Source organism: Rhodococcus sp. GB-02 (genome assembly GCF_053470465.1).
In genome coordinates this window covers 307784-325522 of sequence record NZ_JBPUKE010000001.1, presented here as the reverse complement: position 1 = coordinate 325522, position 17739 = coordinate 307784, and the positions used below count along the sequence as shown (strand labels likewise).

14 protein-coding genes are annotated in these 17739 nt (G+C 62.8%); 5 read left to right on the top strand and 9 right to left on the bottom strand.

Annotated features, from left to right (window positions below; all coding sequences use genetic code 11):
* The first annotated feature begins 755 nt into the window (after positions 1–755).
* The 4 genes from rsmG (at position 756) to ACSW29_RS01580 (ending at position 4500) form a co-directional block, all read left to right on the top strand.
* Positions 756–1436: a 16S rRNA (guanine(527)-N(7))-methyltransferase RsmG gene (gene rsmG / locus ACSW29_RS01595; protein WP_019746204.1), complete on the top strand. Its 681-nt coding sequence runs from the start codon at positions 756–758 to the stop codon at positions 1434–1436.
* A gap of 81 nt (positions 1437–1517) precedes the next feature.
* Positions 1518–2519 (top strand): ParA family protein, encoded by a 1002-nt coding sequence (locus tag ACSW29_RS01590; protein ID WP_003942510.1) that lies wholly within the window; start codon positions 1518–1520, stop codon positions 2517–2519.
* Position 2520: 1 nt separating this feature from the next.
* The gene (locus tag ACSW29_RS01585) at positions 2521–3561 is read left to right on the top strand and encodes a ParB/RepB/Spo0J family partition protein (RefSeq protein WP_448276204.1); all 1041 of its coding nucleotides are present in this window, start codon (positions 2521–2523) and stop codon (positions 3559–3561) included.
* A 255-nt stretch (positions 3562–3816) separates the two neighbouring features.
* Positions 3817–4500, top strand: coding sequence for a GNAT family N-acetyltransferase (locus tag ACSW29_RS01580; RefSeq protein ID WP_448276203.1), 684 nt, complete (start codon positions 3817–3819; stop codon positions 4498–4500).
* A 20-nt stretch (positions 4501–4520) separates the two neighbouring features.
* Here ACSW29_RS01580 and ACSW29_RS01575 read toward each other — a convergent pair whose 3' ends face one another.
* From ACSW29_RS01575 to nox, 4 genes are all read right to left on the bottom strand, one after another.
* Positions 4521–5711 (bottom strand): N-acetylmuramoyl-L-alanine amidase, encoded by a 1191-nt coding sequence (locus ACSW29_RS01575; RefSeq protein ID WP_317827101.1) that lies wholly within the window; start codon positions 5709–5711, stop codon positions 4521–4523.
* A 128-nt stretch (positions 5712–5839) separates the two neighbouring features.
* Complete coding sequence (gene trxA, locus ACSW29_RS01570) at positions 5840–6163, bottom strand: thioredoxin (RefSeq protein ID WP_003942530.1); 324 nt, start codon at positions 6161–6163, stop codon at positions 5840–5842.
* Between the two features lie 38 nt (positions 6164–6201).
* Entirely contained in the window at positions 6202–7209 is a 1008-nt protein-coding gene (gene trxB / locus ACSW29_RS01565) for a thioredoxin-disulfide reductase (protein ID WP_347872409.1), read from the bottom strand.
* Between the two features lie 145 nt (positions 7210–7354).
* Positions 7355–8563, bottom strand: a complete 1209-nt coding sequence (gene nox / locus ACSW29_RS01560; RefSeq protein WP_230816204.1) for an NADH:flavin oxidoreductase — start codon at positions 8561–8563, stop codon at positions 7355–7357.
* 98 nt (positions 8564–8661) lie between these two features.
* On the opposite strand from nox, the gene ACSW29_RS01555 reads away from it, so the two are divergent.
* The gene (locus ACSW29_RS01555) at positions 8662–9228 is read left to right on the top strand and encodes a helix-turn-helix domain-containing protein (RefSeq protein WP_230816205.1); all 567 of its coding nucleotides are present in this window, start codon (positions 8662–8664) and stop codon (positions 9226–9228) included.
* A gap of 9 nt (positions 9229–9237) precedes the next feature.
* On the opposite strand, the gene ACSW29_RS01550 is transcribed toward ACSW29_RS01555, so the two are convergent.
* The 5 genes from ACSW29_RS01550 to ACSW29_RS01530 are packed head-to-tail and all read right to left on the bottom strand — an operon-like array spanning position 9238 to position 17552.
* A complete protein-coding gene (locus tag ACSW29_RS01550; RefSeq protein ID WP_448276201.1) occupies positions 9238–9954 on the bottom strand; it encodes a hypothetical protein in 717 nt (238 codons plus the stop codon).
* 53 nt (positions 9955–10007) lie between these two features.
* Entirely contained in the window at positions 10008–10634 is a 627-nt protein-coding gene (gene sigM, locus ACSW29_RS01545) for an RNA polymerase sigma factor SigM (RefSeq protein ID WP_378541191.1), read from the bottom strand.
* 47 nt (positions 10635–10681) lie between these two features.
* Positions 10682–14683, bottom strand: coding sequence for a lipid II flippase MurJ (locus tag ACSW29_RS01540; protein ID WP_448276200.1), 4002 nt, complete (start codon positions 14681–14683; stop codon positions 10682–10684).
* Positions 14680–17034, bottom strand: coding sequence for a DUF6049 family protein (locus ACSW29_RS01535; protein WP_448276199.1), 2355 nt, complete (start codon positions 17032–17034; stop codon positions 14680–14682). Before ACSW29_RS01535 ends, ACSW29_RS01540 begins: the two co-directional genes overlap by 4 nt.
* A complete protein-coding gene (locus ACSW29_RS01530) occupies positions 17031–17552 on the bottom strand; it encodes an NUDIX hydrolase (protein WP_317827096.1) in 522 nt (173 codons plus the stop codon). The genes ACSW29_RS01535 and ACSW29_RS01530 overlap by 4 nt, the downstream gene beginning before the upstream one ends.
* Between the last annotated feature and the right edge of the window lie 187 nt (positions 17553–17739).

Below are 17739 nucleotides of genomic sequence, written 5' to 3'. Positions count from 1 at the left end.
GCGCTGCGTCAGCATCTTGTTGCGCGTGTTCGTCAGCGACATGTGCTCGGTGTCCTTCGATGAAGGAAGTTATCTAGTGCGGGTTGCGCGAGATGCTTCTACGACGACGTCGATGTCGAGGCCGTCGTTGCGTAGTGCTTTCACTGTCAGTCCAGAGGCGAGTGCGAACTCCCCGATTCGCATCCTGTGGTGCGAAGCTCCTTGGATTGATTCTCGGTTTGTGATGCCAAGTCTCCGGTCCCCCGCAACGGGAGTGTCAAGCCGACGGATGAATGGCTCGTTGCAACCGGCGATGAGATACCGCAGCTGTCCGGGACTTGGAAATCGAAGATCATCCGCGTCCAAAAACAGACTGGGTCAGACTGACCGAGTCAGCTCCGCAGGCCAACGGGAGCAATTTCGGCAACCACTTTTCGTTGAAAAGTGTCCATTTTGGGTCAGAATTCCATCCATGTAACTACCCATGCCAGTTTCGTCACTGTGATGATACTCAGAATCGCGTTGCTATCTGCATTCGATCGCCGGGCCATGTTTCACGTGAAACGCCTCAGAAGTGAGAGATTTGTCAGTGCAATGTTTCACGTGGAACGTGAACCCCTCCCCTCCCCCGCTTGAATTTTGGGCCGAATACTTCCCAAAGAATGAACGAGTCGGCAGACTCACAGCGAGTCGGTGTGCAGAAGCGAACACATGTCGGCTCCAGAGCGGATAATGATTTCGGTCTTGATTGTTGATTTCGCGGTTTACGCGGGAGGATGTTTCACGTGGAACAGAATGGTGCGGCGTCGGTTGACTGGGACGAACAAGAGACTGCGCGCGCAGTGTTCGGTGACAGATATGAGATCGCGGAACGGTATTACCAATCCCTGGCGACTGATGGTGTCGAGCGCGGGCTGATTGGTCCTCGTGAAGTTCCTCGGCTGTGGGAGCGGCACCTTCTCAATTGCGCTGTCATCGGTGAGTTGATTGCCGAAGGTGAGTCGGTTGTGGACGTTGGAAGCGGCGCCGGCCTACCCGGTATCCCTCTCGCAATCGCCCGCCCGGATTTGAAGGTGACTCTGGTCGAACCGTTGCTTCGACGCTCGGTGTACCTCGCTGAGTTCATCGAGTCCAACGGATTGGACGTCTTGGTTGTCCGAGGGCGAGCCGAGGAATCAGGTGTTGTGAAGGAAGCGGGCGGCGCGGACGTGGTTACCTCGCGTGCTGTGGCGCCCCTCGAGAAGCTTGCCCGTTGGTCCCTTCCACTCATCCACGAGCACGGTCGGATGCTTGCGCTCAAGGGCTCCAGCGCCGCCGAGGAGATCGAGCGGGACCGTACGGCGCTCACCAAGTTGGGCGCAGGTAAGTTGGAAATACTCGAATGTGGAGCCAAGATTCTCCGCACCCCCACGGTGGTGGTGAAGGCCGAACGTCTCCCGAAGCGTCGCCAGCGTTGATGATTTGCACGCATGCAATCGAGAACAATGTACAGATGATGAGAGCACCTAGTGATCGATTCCCAATCGAAGGAGCAGTCAATGTCGGGTCGATCTGAATCCGCCGTTTCACGTGAAACACCGAAGCAGCACACGAGCGCGGGTGCGGATCAGATCGTCAACGACGACGACAATTTCACCGCCCCCTATGCGGCGATCTCTTCGGAGGAGACTCCCATCGGGGCCGCTGCGCATCGAGCGAGCCAGGTGCTTCATCCCCATTCGGTGACACTGCCGAAGCCGGCGTTCCGCCGCGTGATCACCATCGCGAACCAGAAGGGTGGCGTCGGCAAGACGACGACCACGGTGAACCTTGCGTCAGCGCTCGCTCTTCAAGGACTCACGGTCCTGGTAGTCGATTTGGACCCTCAGGGCAACGCCAGCACGGCGCTGGGCGTCGTCCATACCTCCGGCACCCCGTCGAGCTACGAGTTGCTCATAGGCGAAGTGAAGGCCCCGGAGGCGATCCAGACCAGCCCGCACAGTGAGCGGCTTCTCTGCATACCCGCGACGATCGATCTGGCAGGCGCCGAGATCGAATTGGTCTCCATGGTCGCCCGCGAGAATCGACTCAAAGGCGCGCTCAACGACAAGGTGCTCGCAGAGCTCGACGTCGACTTCGTCCTCATCGACTGCCCGCCCTCGCTGGGACTGCTGACCGTCAACGCGATGGTCGCTGCCAAGGAAGTGCTGATCCCGATCCAGTGCGAGTACTACGCTCTCGAGGGGGTCGGTCAGTTGCTCCGCAACATCGAACTCGTCCAGGCGCATCTCAACCCGGATCTGCATGTCTCCACCGTCCTACTGACGATGTACGACGGACGGACCAAGCTGGCCGACCAGGTCGCTGAAGAAGTACGCAAACACTTCGGTGAGGCCGTTTTGCGCGCTGTGATTCCGCGCAGCGTGAAGGTGTCCGAGGCTCCCGGATACGGGATGACAGTTCTCGATTACGACCCGGGTTCACGTGGCGCCATGAGTTACCTCGACGCCGGCCGTGAACTTGCCGCCCGCTCTGCCACCACAACGACCCAGGAGCAGTGAGATGAGTCAAGCACGCAAGGGTGGATTGGGCCGCGGCTTGGCTGCTCTCATCCCCACTGGGCCGGCCACGGCGCCGGGTCTGGGATCGGCTGCAGCGGACGTCGTAATCGGCGTCGACAAGCGCAACCCCTCCCCTCCCCCACCGACGAAGGCCGCACCGAAAACGCCGAAAGCCACCAAGGCGGCGGCTGCCAAGGCCGCCGTCGAAGCGGAGCCGGAGACCGAACTCGAGCCGACCGGCGCGGTCTATCTCGAGATCGAACCGAGCCTGATCGAGACGAACCCGAAGCAGCCCCGCAGCGTTTTCGACGAGGAAGCACTCGCGGAGTTGGTTCACTCGATCCGCGAGTTCGGCTTGATGCAGCCGATCGTGGTCCGTCGTCACGGTGACAAGTACCAACTTGTCATGGGTGAGCGTCGCTGGCGTGCGAGCCAGGAAGCCGGGCTGGAGAAGATTCCGGCGATCATTCGTGAAACCGATGACGACTCGATGTTGCGCGACGCGCTCCTCGAGAACATCCATCGAGTGCAGTTGAACCCCCTAGAGGAGGCAGCAGCGTATCAGCAGTTGCTCGAGGAGTTCGAAGTAACTCACGAAGAATTGGCCCATCGGATCGGACGTTCGCGTCCCGTCGTGACCAACATGATTCGTCTGCTGAAGCTGCCGGTGGCGGTCCAGCGCCGCGTTGCGGCCGGTGTACTTTCGGCCGGCCATGCTCGCGCACTACTGTCCCTCGAGGCGGGTGCCGACGCTCAGGAAGTCATGGCGGCGCGCATCGTCGCGGAAGGAATGTCGGTTCGCGCGACGGAGGAAGCAGTCACTCTCGCCAACCGGGCGGATAATGAGATCGCTCCCCCACAGAAGCGGAAGCCGATCGTGATGCCGGGTCTGCAGGATGTGGCCGAGCGGTTGTCAGACTCGTTCGACACCCGGGTGACTGTCAGTCTGGGCAAGCGGAAGGGGAAGATTGTGGTCGAATTCGGCTCGGTCGACGACTTGCAACGCATCGTCGGAATGATGGAAGCGCAGAAATCCACGTAGTGAAGTCGGAATCCCGGTTGGTGACGTAATGACGATGACCGGGCACACCACCTATTTTCGTCACTGTGACAAATCTAGGTGGTCCGAGCTTCTCGAAATCTTGAACCGGGACGAAAGATGTTGAACAGCAATATATTAGGGCGATCAACTCTCGTGCCGCTGCCGACTTGTCGTAGCTGGCCTATCCTGGAGAAGAGAAAAGCGGCGGGCGAGCATCAAAACCGCTTCGGGGACCTACGGAGAGTGAGTTAGTCAGTGTCGACTCACGTCATCACCTCTCTCACACTCGACAGCCTCGATCAGCTTTCCGCCCATGCGCGTCGTTGCGTGTTCTGGGAGATGGACCCGGGCGCGCTTCATGACGCCCGAGGATTCTGTGATCAGGAATTCGAGAAGGAAGCCTGGCTGTCGATGGTCATGCTCGAGTGGGGTTCGTGCGGACAGGTCGCCGTCCGCGACGGAAAGCCGCTCGGCAGTGCGTTGTACGCCCCTCCCCGCATGATCCCGCGCGCGCAACTGTTTCCCACCAGCCCGGTCAGTTCGGACGCAGTGCTCCTGACAAGCCTTCGTCTCGAGCCTTCGGGGATAGAAGAAGAACTTGGGCCGAGCCTGCTGGCCGCTGTCGTGACAGATCTGGTTCGACGCGGAGTTCGTGCGCTGGAGGCGTTCGGTATCCGCAGCGACGGCCCGGGACCCGCGTCCGACGTGGCCAGCGCAACCGCTGCTCTGGAATGTTCACCCGCAGAATGCATGATCAGTGCCGAGTTCCTCGAGGACTACGGTTTCGAGGTCGTGGCTCCACACCATCGCTATCCGCGGCTCCGTCTCGAACTCGATCGAGACCACGAATGGAAAGTCGACGTCGAAGAAGCCCTCGACCGTCTACTGAAGGCCGCAGCTCTCGAGATGGTGGAGATCAGCGAGCTCGCCAGAGTGTGAGCAGGTGCCGACCGCAGGACCTACGAAATGCGGTCGGCTACCGAAAGTTCCTCTGCGAGAAGCTCGGCGAAGGTGAAGGTGCCGGTCGGCTGATCGTCTTGACCCAACAGGTACAGCCGCTTGACCGAGATCAAAATGGCTTCGGCGATTGTGTCACGCATCCGCGGATTCGTCAGTACCGCAACGTCGGACGCGTTGGACAGGTAGCCGAGATCGATCTGCACTGTCGGCATGTTGGTCAGGCGCAACAACTCCCACGTCCGACCGTGAGTTCTGCAGTCCCGCAACGGAGTTCGCGCAACAATCTCGCGCTGAACGAAACCGGTCAACACCTGCCCGATCATCGAGACCGAACCGTGCGAGTTACCGAAGTGGAAGCTCGCGACACCGTTTGCCGACGGGCTCGAATTGCTGTCGCAACGCAAGGAGATCATCAGATCGGCGTCGAATGCGTTGGACGTCAGTGCGCGCTCGGCCTCGGTCGGATCGGCGTTGTGCGGGCGGGAGAGGAAAGTTTCCATCCCGGTTGCCGCCATCCGTCCCTCGAGGCGCATGGCCAGATCCCAGAGGATGTCGGCTTCGGAGATGCCGTTGACGATGGTGCCGGTGGACGGCCCGCCGAGGCCTGGATCGATGACGATGCGCTTGCCGCCCAGCTGCGGGCCTTTGCGCCTCACCAATTCCTGTTCGCTGATTGCGTGCGGGGAACCACCGGTGACGCGGGTTCCCAACAGTTCCAGCGAACGCAGTGTCTGCGGACCGCAGATACCGTCGGCGGCGATACCGATTTCACGCTGGAAAGACGAGAGAGACTCGTGGGTCTGCGGACCGAAGAACCCGTCGACCCGGCCCGCGTAGAAGCCAAGGTCCTGCAATTTTGCCTGCAGAGCTGCGACGTCGTCGCCGTACAGCGGCGCTGACAGCTGGTAGATCAACGTACGGGCACCCAGGCGGTACGAGGCCTCACGAAGTGAGCGATACGTTGCCGGCCCCACAATGCCGTCGACAAGGAGCCCACGCTGCTGCTGGAAGGCGCGAACGGCGCTGTCGAGTTGATGATCGAAGATGGCGTCGGGTGCAACCCAGTGGGCACCGTCGGCGCTTTCACGTCGAATGCCGGAAGTTCCGTGATGGAGGTATCCCAGCTTCGTCAATGTGCCCCGAATCTCGGCGACGGCCGGGCCGTGATCGCCGCGTCGGAGTCTGTGCATGCGTGAAAGCCTCTCGGATCGGTTAACGAATTCGATCGATGTGCCTGGTCGTAGACCCGATCAGGCACATCGATCGATTATCTCAGAAATTCTGTGGATTGCGAGAATCCACGATGCTCAACCAGCCGTCAGAGAACGTCTGCGAGGTCCTTGAGCAGTGCAGCCTTGCCCTTGGCGCCGACGATCGTCTTGATCGGCTTGCCGTCTTTGAACAGGATCATCGTCGGGATCGACATGACCTGGAAATCGCGGGCGGCCGCCGGGTTGGCGTCGATGTCGAGCTTCGCGACGGTCAGCTTTTCGCTGTTCTCGCCGGCGATCTCCTCGAGGACCGGGGCGACCATCTTGCACGGGCCGCACCAGGTTGCCCAGAAATCGACCAGAACGGGCTTGTCGCTGCCCAGGACGTCCTGCTTGAAGGAATCGTCGGTGATGGTGACGGTATTCGACACTGTTACTCCTCGAGGGTTGGGTACGACAGCTTGATGAATCAGGGAGCGCCGACGACGTCGACCGTGTGGCCGGCTGCGTCGAGCGTGTTGGCGGTGATGTCGCCGCGGTCGGCCAGCCAGCGTTCGGCGTCGATTGCTGCGGAGCATCCGGTGCCGGCAGCGGTGATCGCCTGACGGTACGTGTGGTCGACCAGGTCACCGGCGGCGAAGACGCCGTCGACGGAGGTCGCGGTAGAACCGGGTGCGACGCGGACGTAGCCGGCGTCGTCGAGGTCTACCTGGCCCTTGACGAGCTCACTGCGCGGGTCGTGGCCGATGGCGACGAACATGCCGGTGATCTCGAGGGTGGAGGTTTCACCGGTGACGGTGTCGCGCACGACGAGCCCGGTGACACTGTTCTCACCGAGCACCTCGACGGGCTCCGCATTGGTCAGAAAGCGGATCTTCTCGTTGGCCTTGGCGCGCTCGAGCATGATGCGTGAGGCGCGGAACTCCTCGCGGCGGTGCACCAGGGTGACTGAGCGAGCGAAACGGGTCAGGAAGGTCGCTTCTTCCATCGCGGAGTCGCCGCCGCCGACCACGACGATGTCCTGGTCGCGGAAGAAGAACCCGTCGCAGGTGGCGCAGGCGCTGACACCGCGGCCGAGGAGACGCTCTTCACCGGGGATCCCCAGGTAACGCGCTGCCGCGCCCATCGCGAGGATGATCGCGTGCGCGGCGTAGGTTTCGCCGTTCGCGACGACCGTCTTGATCGGGCCGCTCAGATCGATTTCCTCGACGTCCTCGGTGCGGATGTCGGTGTCGAAGCGCAGTGCCTGCTCACGCATCTGTTCCATCAGATCGGGGCCCATGATGCCCTCACGGAAACCGGGGAAGTTCTCGACCTCGGTGGTGGTCATGAGGGCGCCACCGAACTGGGTTCCCTCGAAGAGCACGGGCTGAAGCTCAGCGCGCGCGGTGTAGACACCAGCGGTGTAACCGGCCGGTCCGGAACCGACAATGATGACGTCATGGACCGCGGGCGTGTTTTCCAGCTGGGTGGTCATGCGAGCCTTCCAATAGTGAGTGCAGACCCTCCGCTTCTTGGAGAGCCGTACCGATCAACACCAGAATAAGGGGTGTTGTTCCCGCACCCGGCTGGAAAGTGGCTCACAGTCCGCAGCTCACAGTCCGCAGCTCAGAATCAGGGGTTCACAGCGCAGGGCGTACTTCCCGAACCACCAGTGCGTCCCGAACCACGCAGCGCGTGCCGGTGTAGATGGTGGGCATGCACTTGTTGCAGTGAATACACAGACCCTCGACGGCGCTCTCGGCCTGAAATTTATTGACCAGTTGCGGGTCCCTGAGCAGTGCGCGCGCCATAGCGACGAACTCGAACCCTTCATCCAGCGCGTGGTTGACGGTGTCGACGCGATTGATTCCGCCGAGCAGGATCAGCGGCATCTTCAGCGCCTGCCGGAACTGGCGGGCGAAGGGAAGGAAGAAGCCTTCTTCGAACGGGTACGTCGGAAAGAGTTTGGGGCCGTAGAACTTGAGCCCGTACCCGACGAGCTTGGGTTGGGAAGCAACAAATTCTGCGAGTGGGACCTCACCGCGGAAGAAGTACATTCCGTTGAGAAGTGAACTGCCACCGGTCAATTGCATCGCGTCAAGATGCCCGTCGTCTTCGAGGATCTGTGCGATCGGCAGGCTCTGGTCGAGCCACAGACCCTTCGGAACCCCGTCGGACATGTTGAATTTCGCGGTGACCGCCACGGTGGGTCCAGCAGCTCGTCGCACCGCTTCGATGACTCGACGCGGATACTCGGCGCGCTTGGCGACGCTGCCGCCGTATCGATCGTGGCGTTTGTTCAAGTTGGGGCTCATGAACGAACTGAGTAGGTAGTTGTGACCGAGATGGACCTCGATGGCGTCGAATCCCGCGTCCACCGCGACGCGGGCGGTCCGTTCGAAGTCGGCGACAACACCGTCGAGTTCGGCAAGTGTCGCGCCTTTGACGAGGCCCATTGCCGGTGGGCTCAGCCGGGTCGACGGCGCCAGAGTCTTCGTCTTGTTGGAGAGCGTGTTGGCGACCAGTCCCGCGTGGCCGATCTGCGCCGCGACCAGTGCGCCTTCGGCGTGGACGGTATCGGTCAGTCTGCGCAGCCCAGGTAGTGCGCGCTCGTCCATGACAAGGGTGTCGCGGTGGACTCGTCCACCCGGTGAGACGGCGCAGTAGGCGACGGTGGTCATCGCGGCTCCGCCGCGGGCCACTTCGGCGTGGAAGTTGATCAGATCGTCGGAGACTGCTCCCCTGGGCATGACACCCTCGAAAGTGGCAGCTTTGACGATGCGGTTGCGCAAGGTCAGAGGGCCGAGACGTGCGGGTTCGAATATTGACGGTGTGGGCACTGTGGTCATTTTCTGCTTCCTGCGACGGCCTGATCATTACGATGCCAGTGGACTCGTATATATGACGATATAGCGCCTTCTCCCAATCTGTCCGACAATTCGACACGATGAATGCCACAGGATCAGGTCGCCCACGAGACCCACGCATCGACGACACAGTTCTCGAGGTCACCCGAGCGATGCTCCTCGAGGTCGGTTGGGAGCAACTCAGCCTCCGCGCGATCGCGGCCCGAGCGGGGGTCAGCAGGGCCTCGATGGCGCGGCGATGGCCGTCGAAGGCGCACCTCGTGCTCGGATCGATCCTGGGCGCAACACCGGATCTGACACCGTTCGAGGGCACCGATCGCGACGGCTGGATCCGTTGGGTGGTGGAGGGAAGTGCCCAACTCTTCTCGCGGCCCGAGGTTCGCGCCGCGTCGCCGGGACTGCTGGCGGCGCTGCGAGACCATGATGACCTGCGCAACGAATTGTGGCGCGGGTTCAGTGGGCCGAGTACACAACTCTTCCTTCAGAACGCCGAAGATCCCGAATCGGCGCTGCTCGACGCCAAGGCGGTGCTGGTTCTGGCGGCCGGAGCAGCGATGTTCTCGAGTCTGATAGCGGTAGAAGACGATACGGATGCATTGCGCGGGAGAATTCTCGAACTCCTGCTACCGGCGGCAACGCCGCGCTGACCGTCGACGTCAGCCGATGCTCTTGACCGACAACGTATTCGGATCATCGGCGCTGCAGTCTGTGCCGACAGTGAGAGCAGTGATCTGACGCGGTTGCGATCCCGTGAAGAGTAGGACTATCGCCGGTGCCCCGTTGATGCGTACCTCACCCGATCCGAGCAAGGGGCTGCCCTCGTCGATGCCGTTGGCGCGTAGGCAGCCGGTTAGTTTGGACGGATCATCGAGTGGTCCAAGGTCTCTGGATCCGATGAGTGATAGCAGCGACGCCGAATCCGGATCGTCGACAGCAGACGTCGCCGGTGTGCTCGGTTGAGCGACAACGCTTTCGGGAGGTCCGGAATCTCGGGTTCCGATCACAACGATCACGAAAGCCGCCGCTACGGCCGCTGCGGCACCGAGAACCCACGCTTGTGGGTGGCGCCGGAACGGCACGACTGTTGTCTCTGGAGGCGGCTCGACGTGGCTGGACTGAATATCGAGTGCCGAATTGATCCGCTCGGTAAGCGAATTCGGAATCCGATCGCGAGAGGCCTCACTCGAGTTCAGTGCCGCAAGTGATGCTGTGATGCCGTCGAGAGTGGTGACAAACGCATGGGCGGCGGGGTCGGCGTGTACCAGTGGCCACAGAGATGCACTGGTTTCGGGATCGAGAACCCCGGCGTGAAGATCCGCCAAGAGGTCTTCCGGAAACGGAGGAGACGGAACGCGAACAGACGGATCTGTCATGAACGCTCCCTCGGCAGTCGGTGTGGACGCTTACAAGATAGGACGCGGCCGGTTCACGAATGGTTCCCGCCTTCGCGAAAGTCCTCCAACTGGGCGGCGAGGCGCTTTCGGGCGCGGGCGCAGCGACTCTTCACGGTCCCTACGGGCACTCCCAATCTCTCGGCGGCCTCGGCTACCGGATACCCCTCGACATCGACGGCGACGACGGCAGCACGCTGCTCAGGGGGCAGCGATGCCAGTGCCTGTTCGACGGTCAGGCTCATGTCCACTCCCGCCGCGTAATCGCGGTGATCTCGAGGTTCCTCCGCATTCTCGGAAGACAGAGAGAACGCGGCCCGTGATTTGTTGCGTCGGATCCGGTCAAGGCAGGCATTGACCACGATGGTGTGGAGCCAGCTTCGCACCGCCGCGTCGCCGCGGAATTTCGCGGCCTTGCGATGCGCGGACAGCAGACCTTCCTGGAGCGCGTCTGCCGCGTCCTCGTCCGAGTAGCTCGTACGCCGGGCAACGTGCCATAGATGATCCTGATGTCGGGTCAGAAGTTCACGGAACGCATGCCGATCGCCCGCCACATGAGCAGTCAACAATTCGAAATCCGTCGTCTCGAGATTTGTGTTCTCGAAACTCCTGGATTCGAATTTTCCGGCTCCGCCCCCGGTGCCCCCCCGATAACTGTGCACGGGCGGATATTAGCCCAGTCGGTAGGTTTCAGAAGGGCTAAGGGCGATCACTTTGCAGCAGTGAATGCAATCTCCGAGATGGATGTCTGGTTTTGTCCGGATTCGGTGCTGAGCTGCGTAATCCAAACCAGGACATACTGACCCGAGCCGTCCGACGAGAGCGGAATGTCGGTCACACCGTTCTTCAGTACACCGGATCCGATTTCCTTGGTCTGATCCAGCGAAGTATTCGCAGAAGGGGCAGAACGGATTTCAACGACGGTTCCGGGCGAATCAGACGTGATCGCAATGTTCTTCAGGTTGGCCGCATCGGCGAGCGTCACCATCAGGCCGACGCCGTTCTTCAGTGACGGGAAGGGCTGGAAGTACGAGTCCGACGACCATGCGGTGGCTGGATTGCCGTCGATGGCGTTCTTCGCCGTTGCCGGCTGATCCGGCGTGCCCTGGGGTGAGAACACCGTTACGGCCGAGGCGGCTACCGGTACGGTTGCCGCCGCCGGTGCGGGCGCGGGTGAATTGTTCTCGGGCGCAGTGGCTTCGGTGGTCAATCCGAAACTCTGCTCGCTGAGAGGGGTGTCGCTACTGCCGCCCGAAAGGAAGCTCGCAACCCACACCACAAGGAGAATCAAGACGATCACGGTGAAGACGCCGAGCGCCGTCAGTGCCGCGAGCATTCGCGTCGACTTCTTCTTCTCGGCCTCGATGGCTTCCGGGTCGTTCAGCGCATGACCCGACGCTCCCTGTTCGCGGTGGCCGAGACGAAGTGCCGGAATCATTTCCGTCTTGTCGTTGACGACGGACGCCTGATCGAGGATGTGCTGCACGGTGGCAGCAGTGCGGATTCCACTCTCCGACTGCAAAGCTCGAACCGCAACGGCCGAGATGTCGAACGGGACCTCCGGACGGACGACCCGAGGTTCGACGATGTTGCCGTCGGCGCCGCGGCCGGCGGGAAGCAGACCACCGACTGGACCGGCGGACGGCTCGGCGAGCGGCCAGCGCGCCGTGATGAGCGAGTACAGCATGGCGCCGAGGCCGCGGACGTCGCTGGTGGAATCGGCGTCGGCAAGCGTCGCCGGGAACGCCAGTACGGCGTCACCGTTGATACTGATGCGGACGCGGTCAGGGTGATCGATGGACAGCGCACCGCCGGTGCGGTGAGCAGCTTCGGCAGCGGCCGCGAGGGCGCGGATGGCGCGCGCGGCACCGATCGGTGACGGCGTGGTCTCGGCCATTTCACGCAGCGAGCGGCCGGGAGTCCATTCGGCGACGACGATGCCGCCCGAGCTTCCGCGGACGACGTCGAGGACGCGAGCCAGACCGGGCGAGTTGATTCGTCCCAGGCGCAGGGTGCGCGAGAGAACTGCCTGCGGTCCGGACTGGCTGTCGTCGTCGCCGCGCTGATCGGCGTCGACGAACGTCAGGGCTACTTCACGATCGAGCTTGACGTCGAGAGCTTCCCAGAACTGCAGTCCGCGGGTTCCGCCGTGCGGAGCGAGCAGACGGTAGCGTCCGCCGGCCACAGAAGCGCCGGGGATGAGCTTGGGTCCACGGGGCATCGGTCGCTGTGCCGGTCGCGATGCGGATCCGGCGGCAGCGGTGCGAGGCGCAGCGGGCGATGATGTCCGAGCGGCAGCCGCCTTCTGAGATTCGGGTGCCTTCTTGTCCGGAGCAGGCGTCTTCGGTGTGGGTGTCTTCGACACAGGTGCTGAAGGTGTCTTAGAGACGGGCGCCGAAGGTGTATTCGACACACTGACCGGAGGCACCGGCGGAGCGGCCTTCTGCACCGGCTGCTGTGGCTTCTGAACCGGCCGCTGGGCAGACTGCTGTGGCTTCTGACCCTGCTGCGGCTTCTGGCCGGCAGATGCGGAGGAACTCGTGGATGCAGGTGTGCCCGACGATGCCGTTGACTTCTGTTCGGACGCTTTCACGGCAGAAGTCCCGGCACTCTTGTTGCCGGAAACGTTGTCGTCGCTCACCCTCGCTCCTTCTCCATCGATAGCCCGTCCCCGAATACGCGCGGGTTGCGATCCTGTACGCCCATGACCAGGGTACGGGAGCGCACCCGGTCGTTCTTGCTCGTTTGATTTCGTTCTGATTGCAGGAATCAGCTCGGTGACGTCGTCGTCGGTGTTGTTACGTGTATCCGGTTCGGCGCGACCTGTCAGTGAACGAATCTTGCGGGAGACCGCAACCGTTACCGACAGAACCTCCGGAACCTTCTTGAAGTAGAGAATCGTGAAGGTGATCGCGAGCATCAGTATGCCGCCGACGGCGACGCGAACCATCGAGCCAGGTCCGCCGAAACGCTCGGTGAGTTGATCGAATCCGAGGACTCGGTCGACCGCGAGCATGGTCAGCGAACCTGCCAGCGAGGCGAGTACTACGGACCAGACCGTCTTGCCCACGTTGGCCATCTGCAGATTTCCGAGGCTGCGGTGCAGGAGGTATCCGCCGATGACGGCGCCGGTGATGTAGCCGAGGCCGTTAGCCGCACCGAGCAGGATCACGACCTGATCGCTGTTGGAGGCGAAGACCGGAGCCAGCGCCGAGAAAGCGATCTTCACTGCAGTGATGCCGAGAACGATCCACGTCGGCGTCCAGGCCTGTTCGCGGGCGTAGAACACACGAAGTTGGATCAGGACCAGCGCGTACGGAATCAACGTGAATGCCGACCAGCTCACGGCGGTGCCGAGTCGTTCGGCCTGTTCGGGTCCGAAGCGGCCGTAACCGTAGAGCGCTTCACCGACCTGCGGACCCATGAAGGTCAGGAACATGATGATCGGAACCAGCGTGATCATGGTCAGACGCGTCGCGACCGACAGATCGTCCACGACGGCCGGGGTGTCGTCGGCCGCAGCGTTGCGGCTCAGGCGCGGCATGATCGCGGTCAGAACCGTCACTCCGAGCACGCCGTACGGGAGCTGCAGGAGCAACCAGGCCTGGCTGTAGATGGCAGGGCCGGCTTCGTCGGCATGTGAGGAAATCTTGGTCGCGAAGATCATGCCCATCTGGCTGATCAGGACGTACAAGACGATGGCGACGGCCATGCCGCCGAACTGGCGCAGGCGGTCGTCGAGGCCCCACAGCGGCTTGAGCGAGATCTTCTCGCGGCGAAGCGCGGGGATCAGGCTGGCGGCCTGCACGATGACGCCGATGGTGATGCCGATACCGAGGGTGAGCAGTTTTGCATCGCCCATCGAGACCGGATCAAGCGAGATCTCACCGGGAGTGAAGCGATAGACCACGAGCACCACGAGGACGACGACATTGTTGAGTACGGGAGCCCAGGCTCCGGGCTTGAAGATCTGCCTGGTGTTCAGAAACGCTGTGAACAGTGCCGACAGCCCGTAGAACAGGATCGCCGGCAGAAGCAGATACGACAGCGCCGTGGTCAGGTCGGTGCTGACCTTGCCGTCTTCGGACAGGAAGACGTATTTGGTGAGTACGGGTGCTGCCAGGGTCGCGAGCAGCGCGGCCATGCCCAGTAGGACGAGCGATGCCGTGAAGAGGCGTCGGACAAATGCTTCGCCGTGATCGGCGTCCTCCCGTTCGGCGCGAACCAGCACGGGAACGACGATCGCGGTCAGCACGGCGCCCAGAACCAGTTCCGCGATCATGTTCGGGATCTGACTGGCGACGGTGAACGAACTGGCGATGGCGGGGCCGAGGACCATCAGGATCATCAACTGCTTGGCGAATCCCGTGATGCGGCTCGTCAGCGTCGCGATCGCGATGGAACCCGTCGCCGCGAGGAGTCGAGAGTTCGTCTCCTTGCGTTCCCCGACCTGAACATGGGCGTCGGTGTCGAACTCGTCCGACTTGGTCGTCTGCCGATCGGCGAATTCCATCTCGGCTTCGCGGTACCTGGGGTAGTCGCGGATCACCGGGATGGTCATGGTGGGTGCGTCGTCGAAACGTGCGTCCGGGTTGACCGGCTGAATCGGGTAGCCGCGCTCCCACGGTGGCATCCGAGGATGCGAGCGGGTCGTGGCACTCTTGCGGGTGATCGCCGAGCGGCGACCCTCCTCGGGTGGATTCCCGGTCATGAGCGTTCGTACCCTTCATCTGCTGGGTCCGGCTGACCCTTGAATCGATGCCACAGCCGTCGCCCTGCCAGGAACAGCAGCAACCCTCCCGCTGTCGCCGTCACGGCGGCCAGGGGACGACCGTACGCATTCGACCGTACGGTCACGCTGGTCGGCGTACCCAATTGGCGGCCATCTGTCGTGGTCAGCGAGAAGTTGACTTCCAGCTTGCGAGAATCGTTCATTTCCGCGGGCACAGTCAACTGTCGGCTACCTCGCGGCGGCAGCTGTTTGGGACCGATGTCACTGATCTGCATCTCGGGTGGGGCTTCCACACGCAGGTCGACGTTAATGGCGATGGGTAGCTCGTTGCGCGCCACCAGCAGGAGCGGACTCTGCCCCGACGCGAGTGTGTAGACGCCGCCCGGCGACACCACACTGACGGCCCGGTACATCCCGTCGACGGCTTCGGTGACGTTGTCGGCGCGTATGGTCGCAGCGCGCTCCGCCCGATTGACCGAAGCGGAGTCGACGTTGCGGCGATCAGCCAAGGTCATCGAGCGGAGTAGATCTTCGCGGAGCGGCGCCGTGAATCCCCGGGGGGTGAGCGAAGCCGCCGGATCGTCCACGAGCGATGCTTCGAGCCCGTCGATACGCGGAAGTTGGGTGGTTGCGGTCTCGACGACTGACGTCTGCGGACCGTCCTGGGTAGCCCGGTCCGGGTAGTCGAGAGTGGCGGCGTCCGTCGCGCCCGGTTGTCGGCCGAGCAGTGCAGGTAGGGCCTGAGGTGAGGCGAGCCCGGACCGGATGAGGGTCGCGAGCATCGAGAGCACCGCGGTGGCGTCGTTGCTGTCTGCGGTCCACAGTTGCGGCGGCGCGAAGATCTGATTGCGCGGCAGCGACGTCGGCGTCAGCGCGGCCCAGGCCATCGCACCCAGCGCGTCCTGACGCCGGGCGCTGCGCGATTCGATGTCGATGGTCGGCGCGGTGTCGTCGGGGATGTACGACGGGACCTGCGGTTCCGAGCCGGTGGCGGCCAAGGCTGCGGCTGCCGAGGTGTCGAAGGCAAGCGCGTCGAGTGAGCCGGTTATCCGCGACGACAGCTGCGGGGCTGCCGAGTCGACGGAGGTGTCAGCCACCATCGCTGTGGTGGGATTCACGCTCAGCACCTCTGCGGTGGCCGAGTCGAGGACACCCGAATCGGGCCAGACGAAATCTCGCAGTGAAGTCACGCCGAGGATGTTGTCGACGATGTCTGCCGGGCGTGCGAGCGCGGTAGCCGTCAGTTCCGGATTGGCCACCGAGGTCACCGCGGCGAGATCGGCCTGCGCGAACGGAACCGCCGTCGTGCACATCGAGGAGGCGAGCGTCTTCACCCGGCCGAGCCACTGGTTGGCGGCGTCGCTGCCGCGGCCGTCGTGCGACGGTCCGGTGGGATCGGACGAGTTGTCGGCCACGAGGTATCCGCGAGTCATGTTCTCGACGGTGATCAGAAGATCCGGGTCGACTGCCAGGCAGAGCGCATCCGTGACGCGGCGATCGGTATCGCTTTCGGGTTTGGTGGCGTTCTCCACCGCATCGACCAACGCGTCCAGGCGTCCGCCGTCGGAAAGTTCGGTGGCAAGTTCGTCGTCGATCAGGCGTACGGGCTCGTTGACCGCGCCCGGGATTCCGCCGACGAGTCGAGGAGCGTCGGCCAGCGGCCACATCAGCGTGACGCCGATCGGGGCGGATGTGTCGGGGGGAACGACGGCCGTCGCCGACGAACTGGGCGTTCCGGCTGTGGCGTTCGATTCGGCTGCGGCCGGAACACCGAGGACGGGGAGCAGGAAGCGCGCGTCGTCGAGCCGGGCGGCACCGCCGTACTCGGGGGTGCCGTTCACGTTGACGAGCATCGGGTAGACGCCGGGTTCGGTGATGTCGAGGGACAACCCGGTTGTGCTCCGGAGCGGCAGGGTCAGTGTGAACTGCTTGGACTGGCCGGTGTCGAGGGTGGTGGCGACGGTGTCGAATTCGCCGACCGTGTCGAAAACAGCCTGGTCGAAATCGAGTGCTGCGCGCACGTCCGAACTGGAGTCGATCGCGGGAGCGCGTTGCAGCCTCACTCCGACGTCCTCGACGGGACGGTCACCGACATTCTTCACCGTGCCTTTGACCACGACGTTGCGGTCACTGGTGGTCGTCACAGTGGTCGGTGCGGTGGAGTCGATGGTCAGCTGCAGAAATTTGGCATCGTTGGTGTTTCGCGCCGGGGCGCGCTCACTGGGCTGGCTGGCCGGTGCTGCACCTGCGACGGCCGTCGTTGCAGGCCCGAAACCGACAGCGGCCATCACCAGAGCGGCCACACCGGCCCGCCGCAGAGCCATTCTCATCCGGCGTCCGGTTCCTTCGGGTGCTGTGTTCGCAGAATCTCAGATCGCTGCATTTCAGGTCGGTGTATTTCAGGTCTCGGCATCTCTGCGATCATCTGCGACGCGAGTTCTGCGAGTTTGCGCTCGTCGGCGTATGCAAGCCGCGAATGCAGTTCCGTCAGCGGCACCCAGGCGACTTCGGTGACCTCGATGTCCTCGTCGGAGAGTTCACCGCCGAGAAAGCGGAGGAGATAGTGATGCACGGTCTTGTGGACACGTCGACCCTCGGTCACGAACCAGTAGTCGATGCTGCCCAGCGGTGCCAGGACGGTTCCCTGGATACCGGTTTCTTCTTCGACCTCACGCATCGCGGTCTGCTCGGCGGTCTCACCCTGCTCGATATGGCCCTTGGGTAGCGACCAGAGTAGGCGTCCGCGCCGGTCGGTTCGGCCGATCAGTGCAGCGCAGAGGCGTTCCGGAGGTCCGCCCCAGCCATCGACGACCAAGCCGCCCGCAGAAGTTTCACGGACGGTTCGCATCAAAGGTTTATCGGGGTTGCCGACGGCAGGTCGACGCCGCGGGTTGCGGCGACTCCTGTTTGTTCGTTCGGCACCAGACACCTCATCGATACTAGTTGGCCTTGCAGCGTTGCCCGGTAACCCGCGCAAAGCGGTCTATCGCGTTCGTATGCGCGTTCTGCTATTTGCGCACCTTAAGTAAGCTCCT

Coding starts and splice junctions, on each gene's coding strand:
- ACSW29_RS01535 (WP_448276199.1), bottom strand. CDS start 17,034: ATGAGAATGGCTCTGCGGCGGGCCGGTGTGGCCGCTCTGGTGATGGCC.
- ACSW29_RS01590 (WP_003942510.1), top strand. CDS start 1,518: ATGTCGGGTCGATCTGAATCCGCCGTTTCACGTGAAACACCGAAGCAG.
- nox (WP_230816204.1), bottom strand. CDS start 8,563: ATGACCACAGTGCCCACACCGTCAATATTCGAACCCGCACGTCTCGGC.
- trxB (WP_347872409.1), bottom strand. CDS start 7,209: ATGACCACCCAGCTGGAAAACACGCCCGCGGTCCATGACGTCATCATT.
- ACSW29_RS01575 (WP_317827101.1), bottom strand. CDS start 5,711: ATGCACAGACTCCGACGCGGCGATCACGGCCCGGCCGTCGCCGAGATT.
- ACSW29_RS01530 (WP_317827096.1), bottom strand. CDS start 17,552: ATGCGAACCGTCCGTGAAACTTCTGCGGGCGGCTTGGTCGTCGATGGC.
- rsmG (WP_019746204.1), top strand. CDS start 756: ATGTTTCACGTGGAACAGAATGGTGCGGCGTCGGTTGACTGGGACGAA.
- ACSW29_RS01550 (WP_448276201.1), bottom strand. CDS start 9,954: ATGACAGATCCGTCTGTTCGCGTTCCGTCTCCTCCGTTTCCGGAAGAC.
- ACSW29_RS01540 (WP_448276200.1), bottom strand. CDS start 14,683: ATGACCGGGAATCCACCCGAGGAGGGTCGCCGCTCGGCGATCACCCGC.
- ACSW29_RS01555 (WP_230816205.1), top strand. CDS start 8,662: ATGAATGCCACAGGATCAGGTCGCCCACGAGACCCACGCATCGACGAC.
- ACSW29_RS01585 (WP_448276204.1), top strand. CDS start 2,521: ATGAGTCAAGCACGCAAGGGTGGATTGGGCCGCGGCTTGGCTGCTCTC.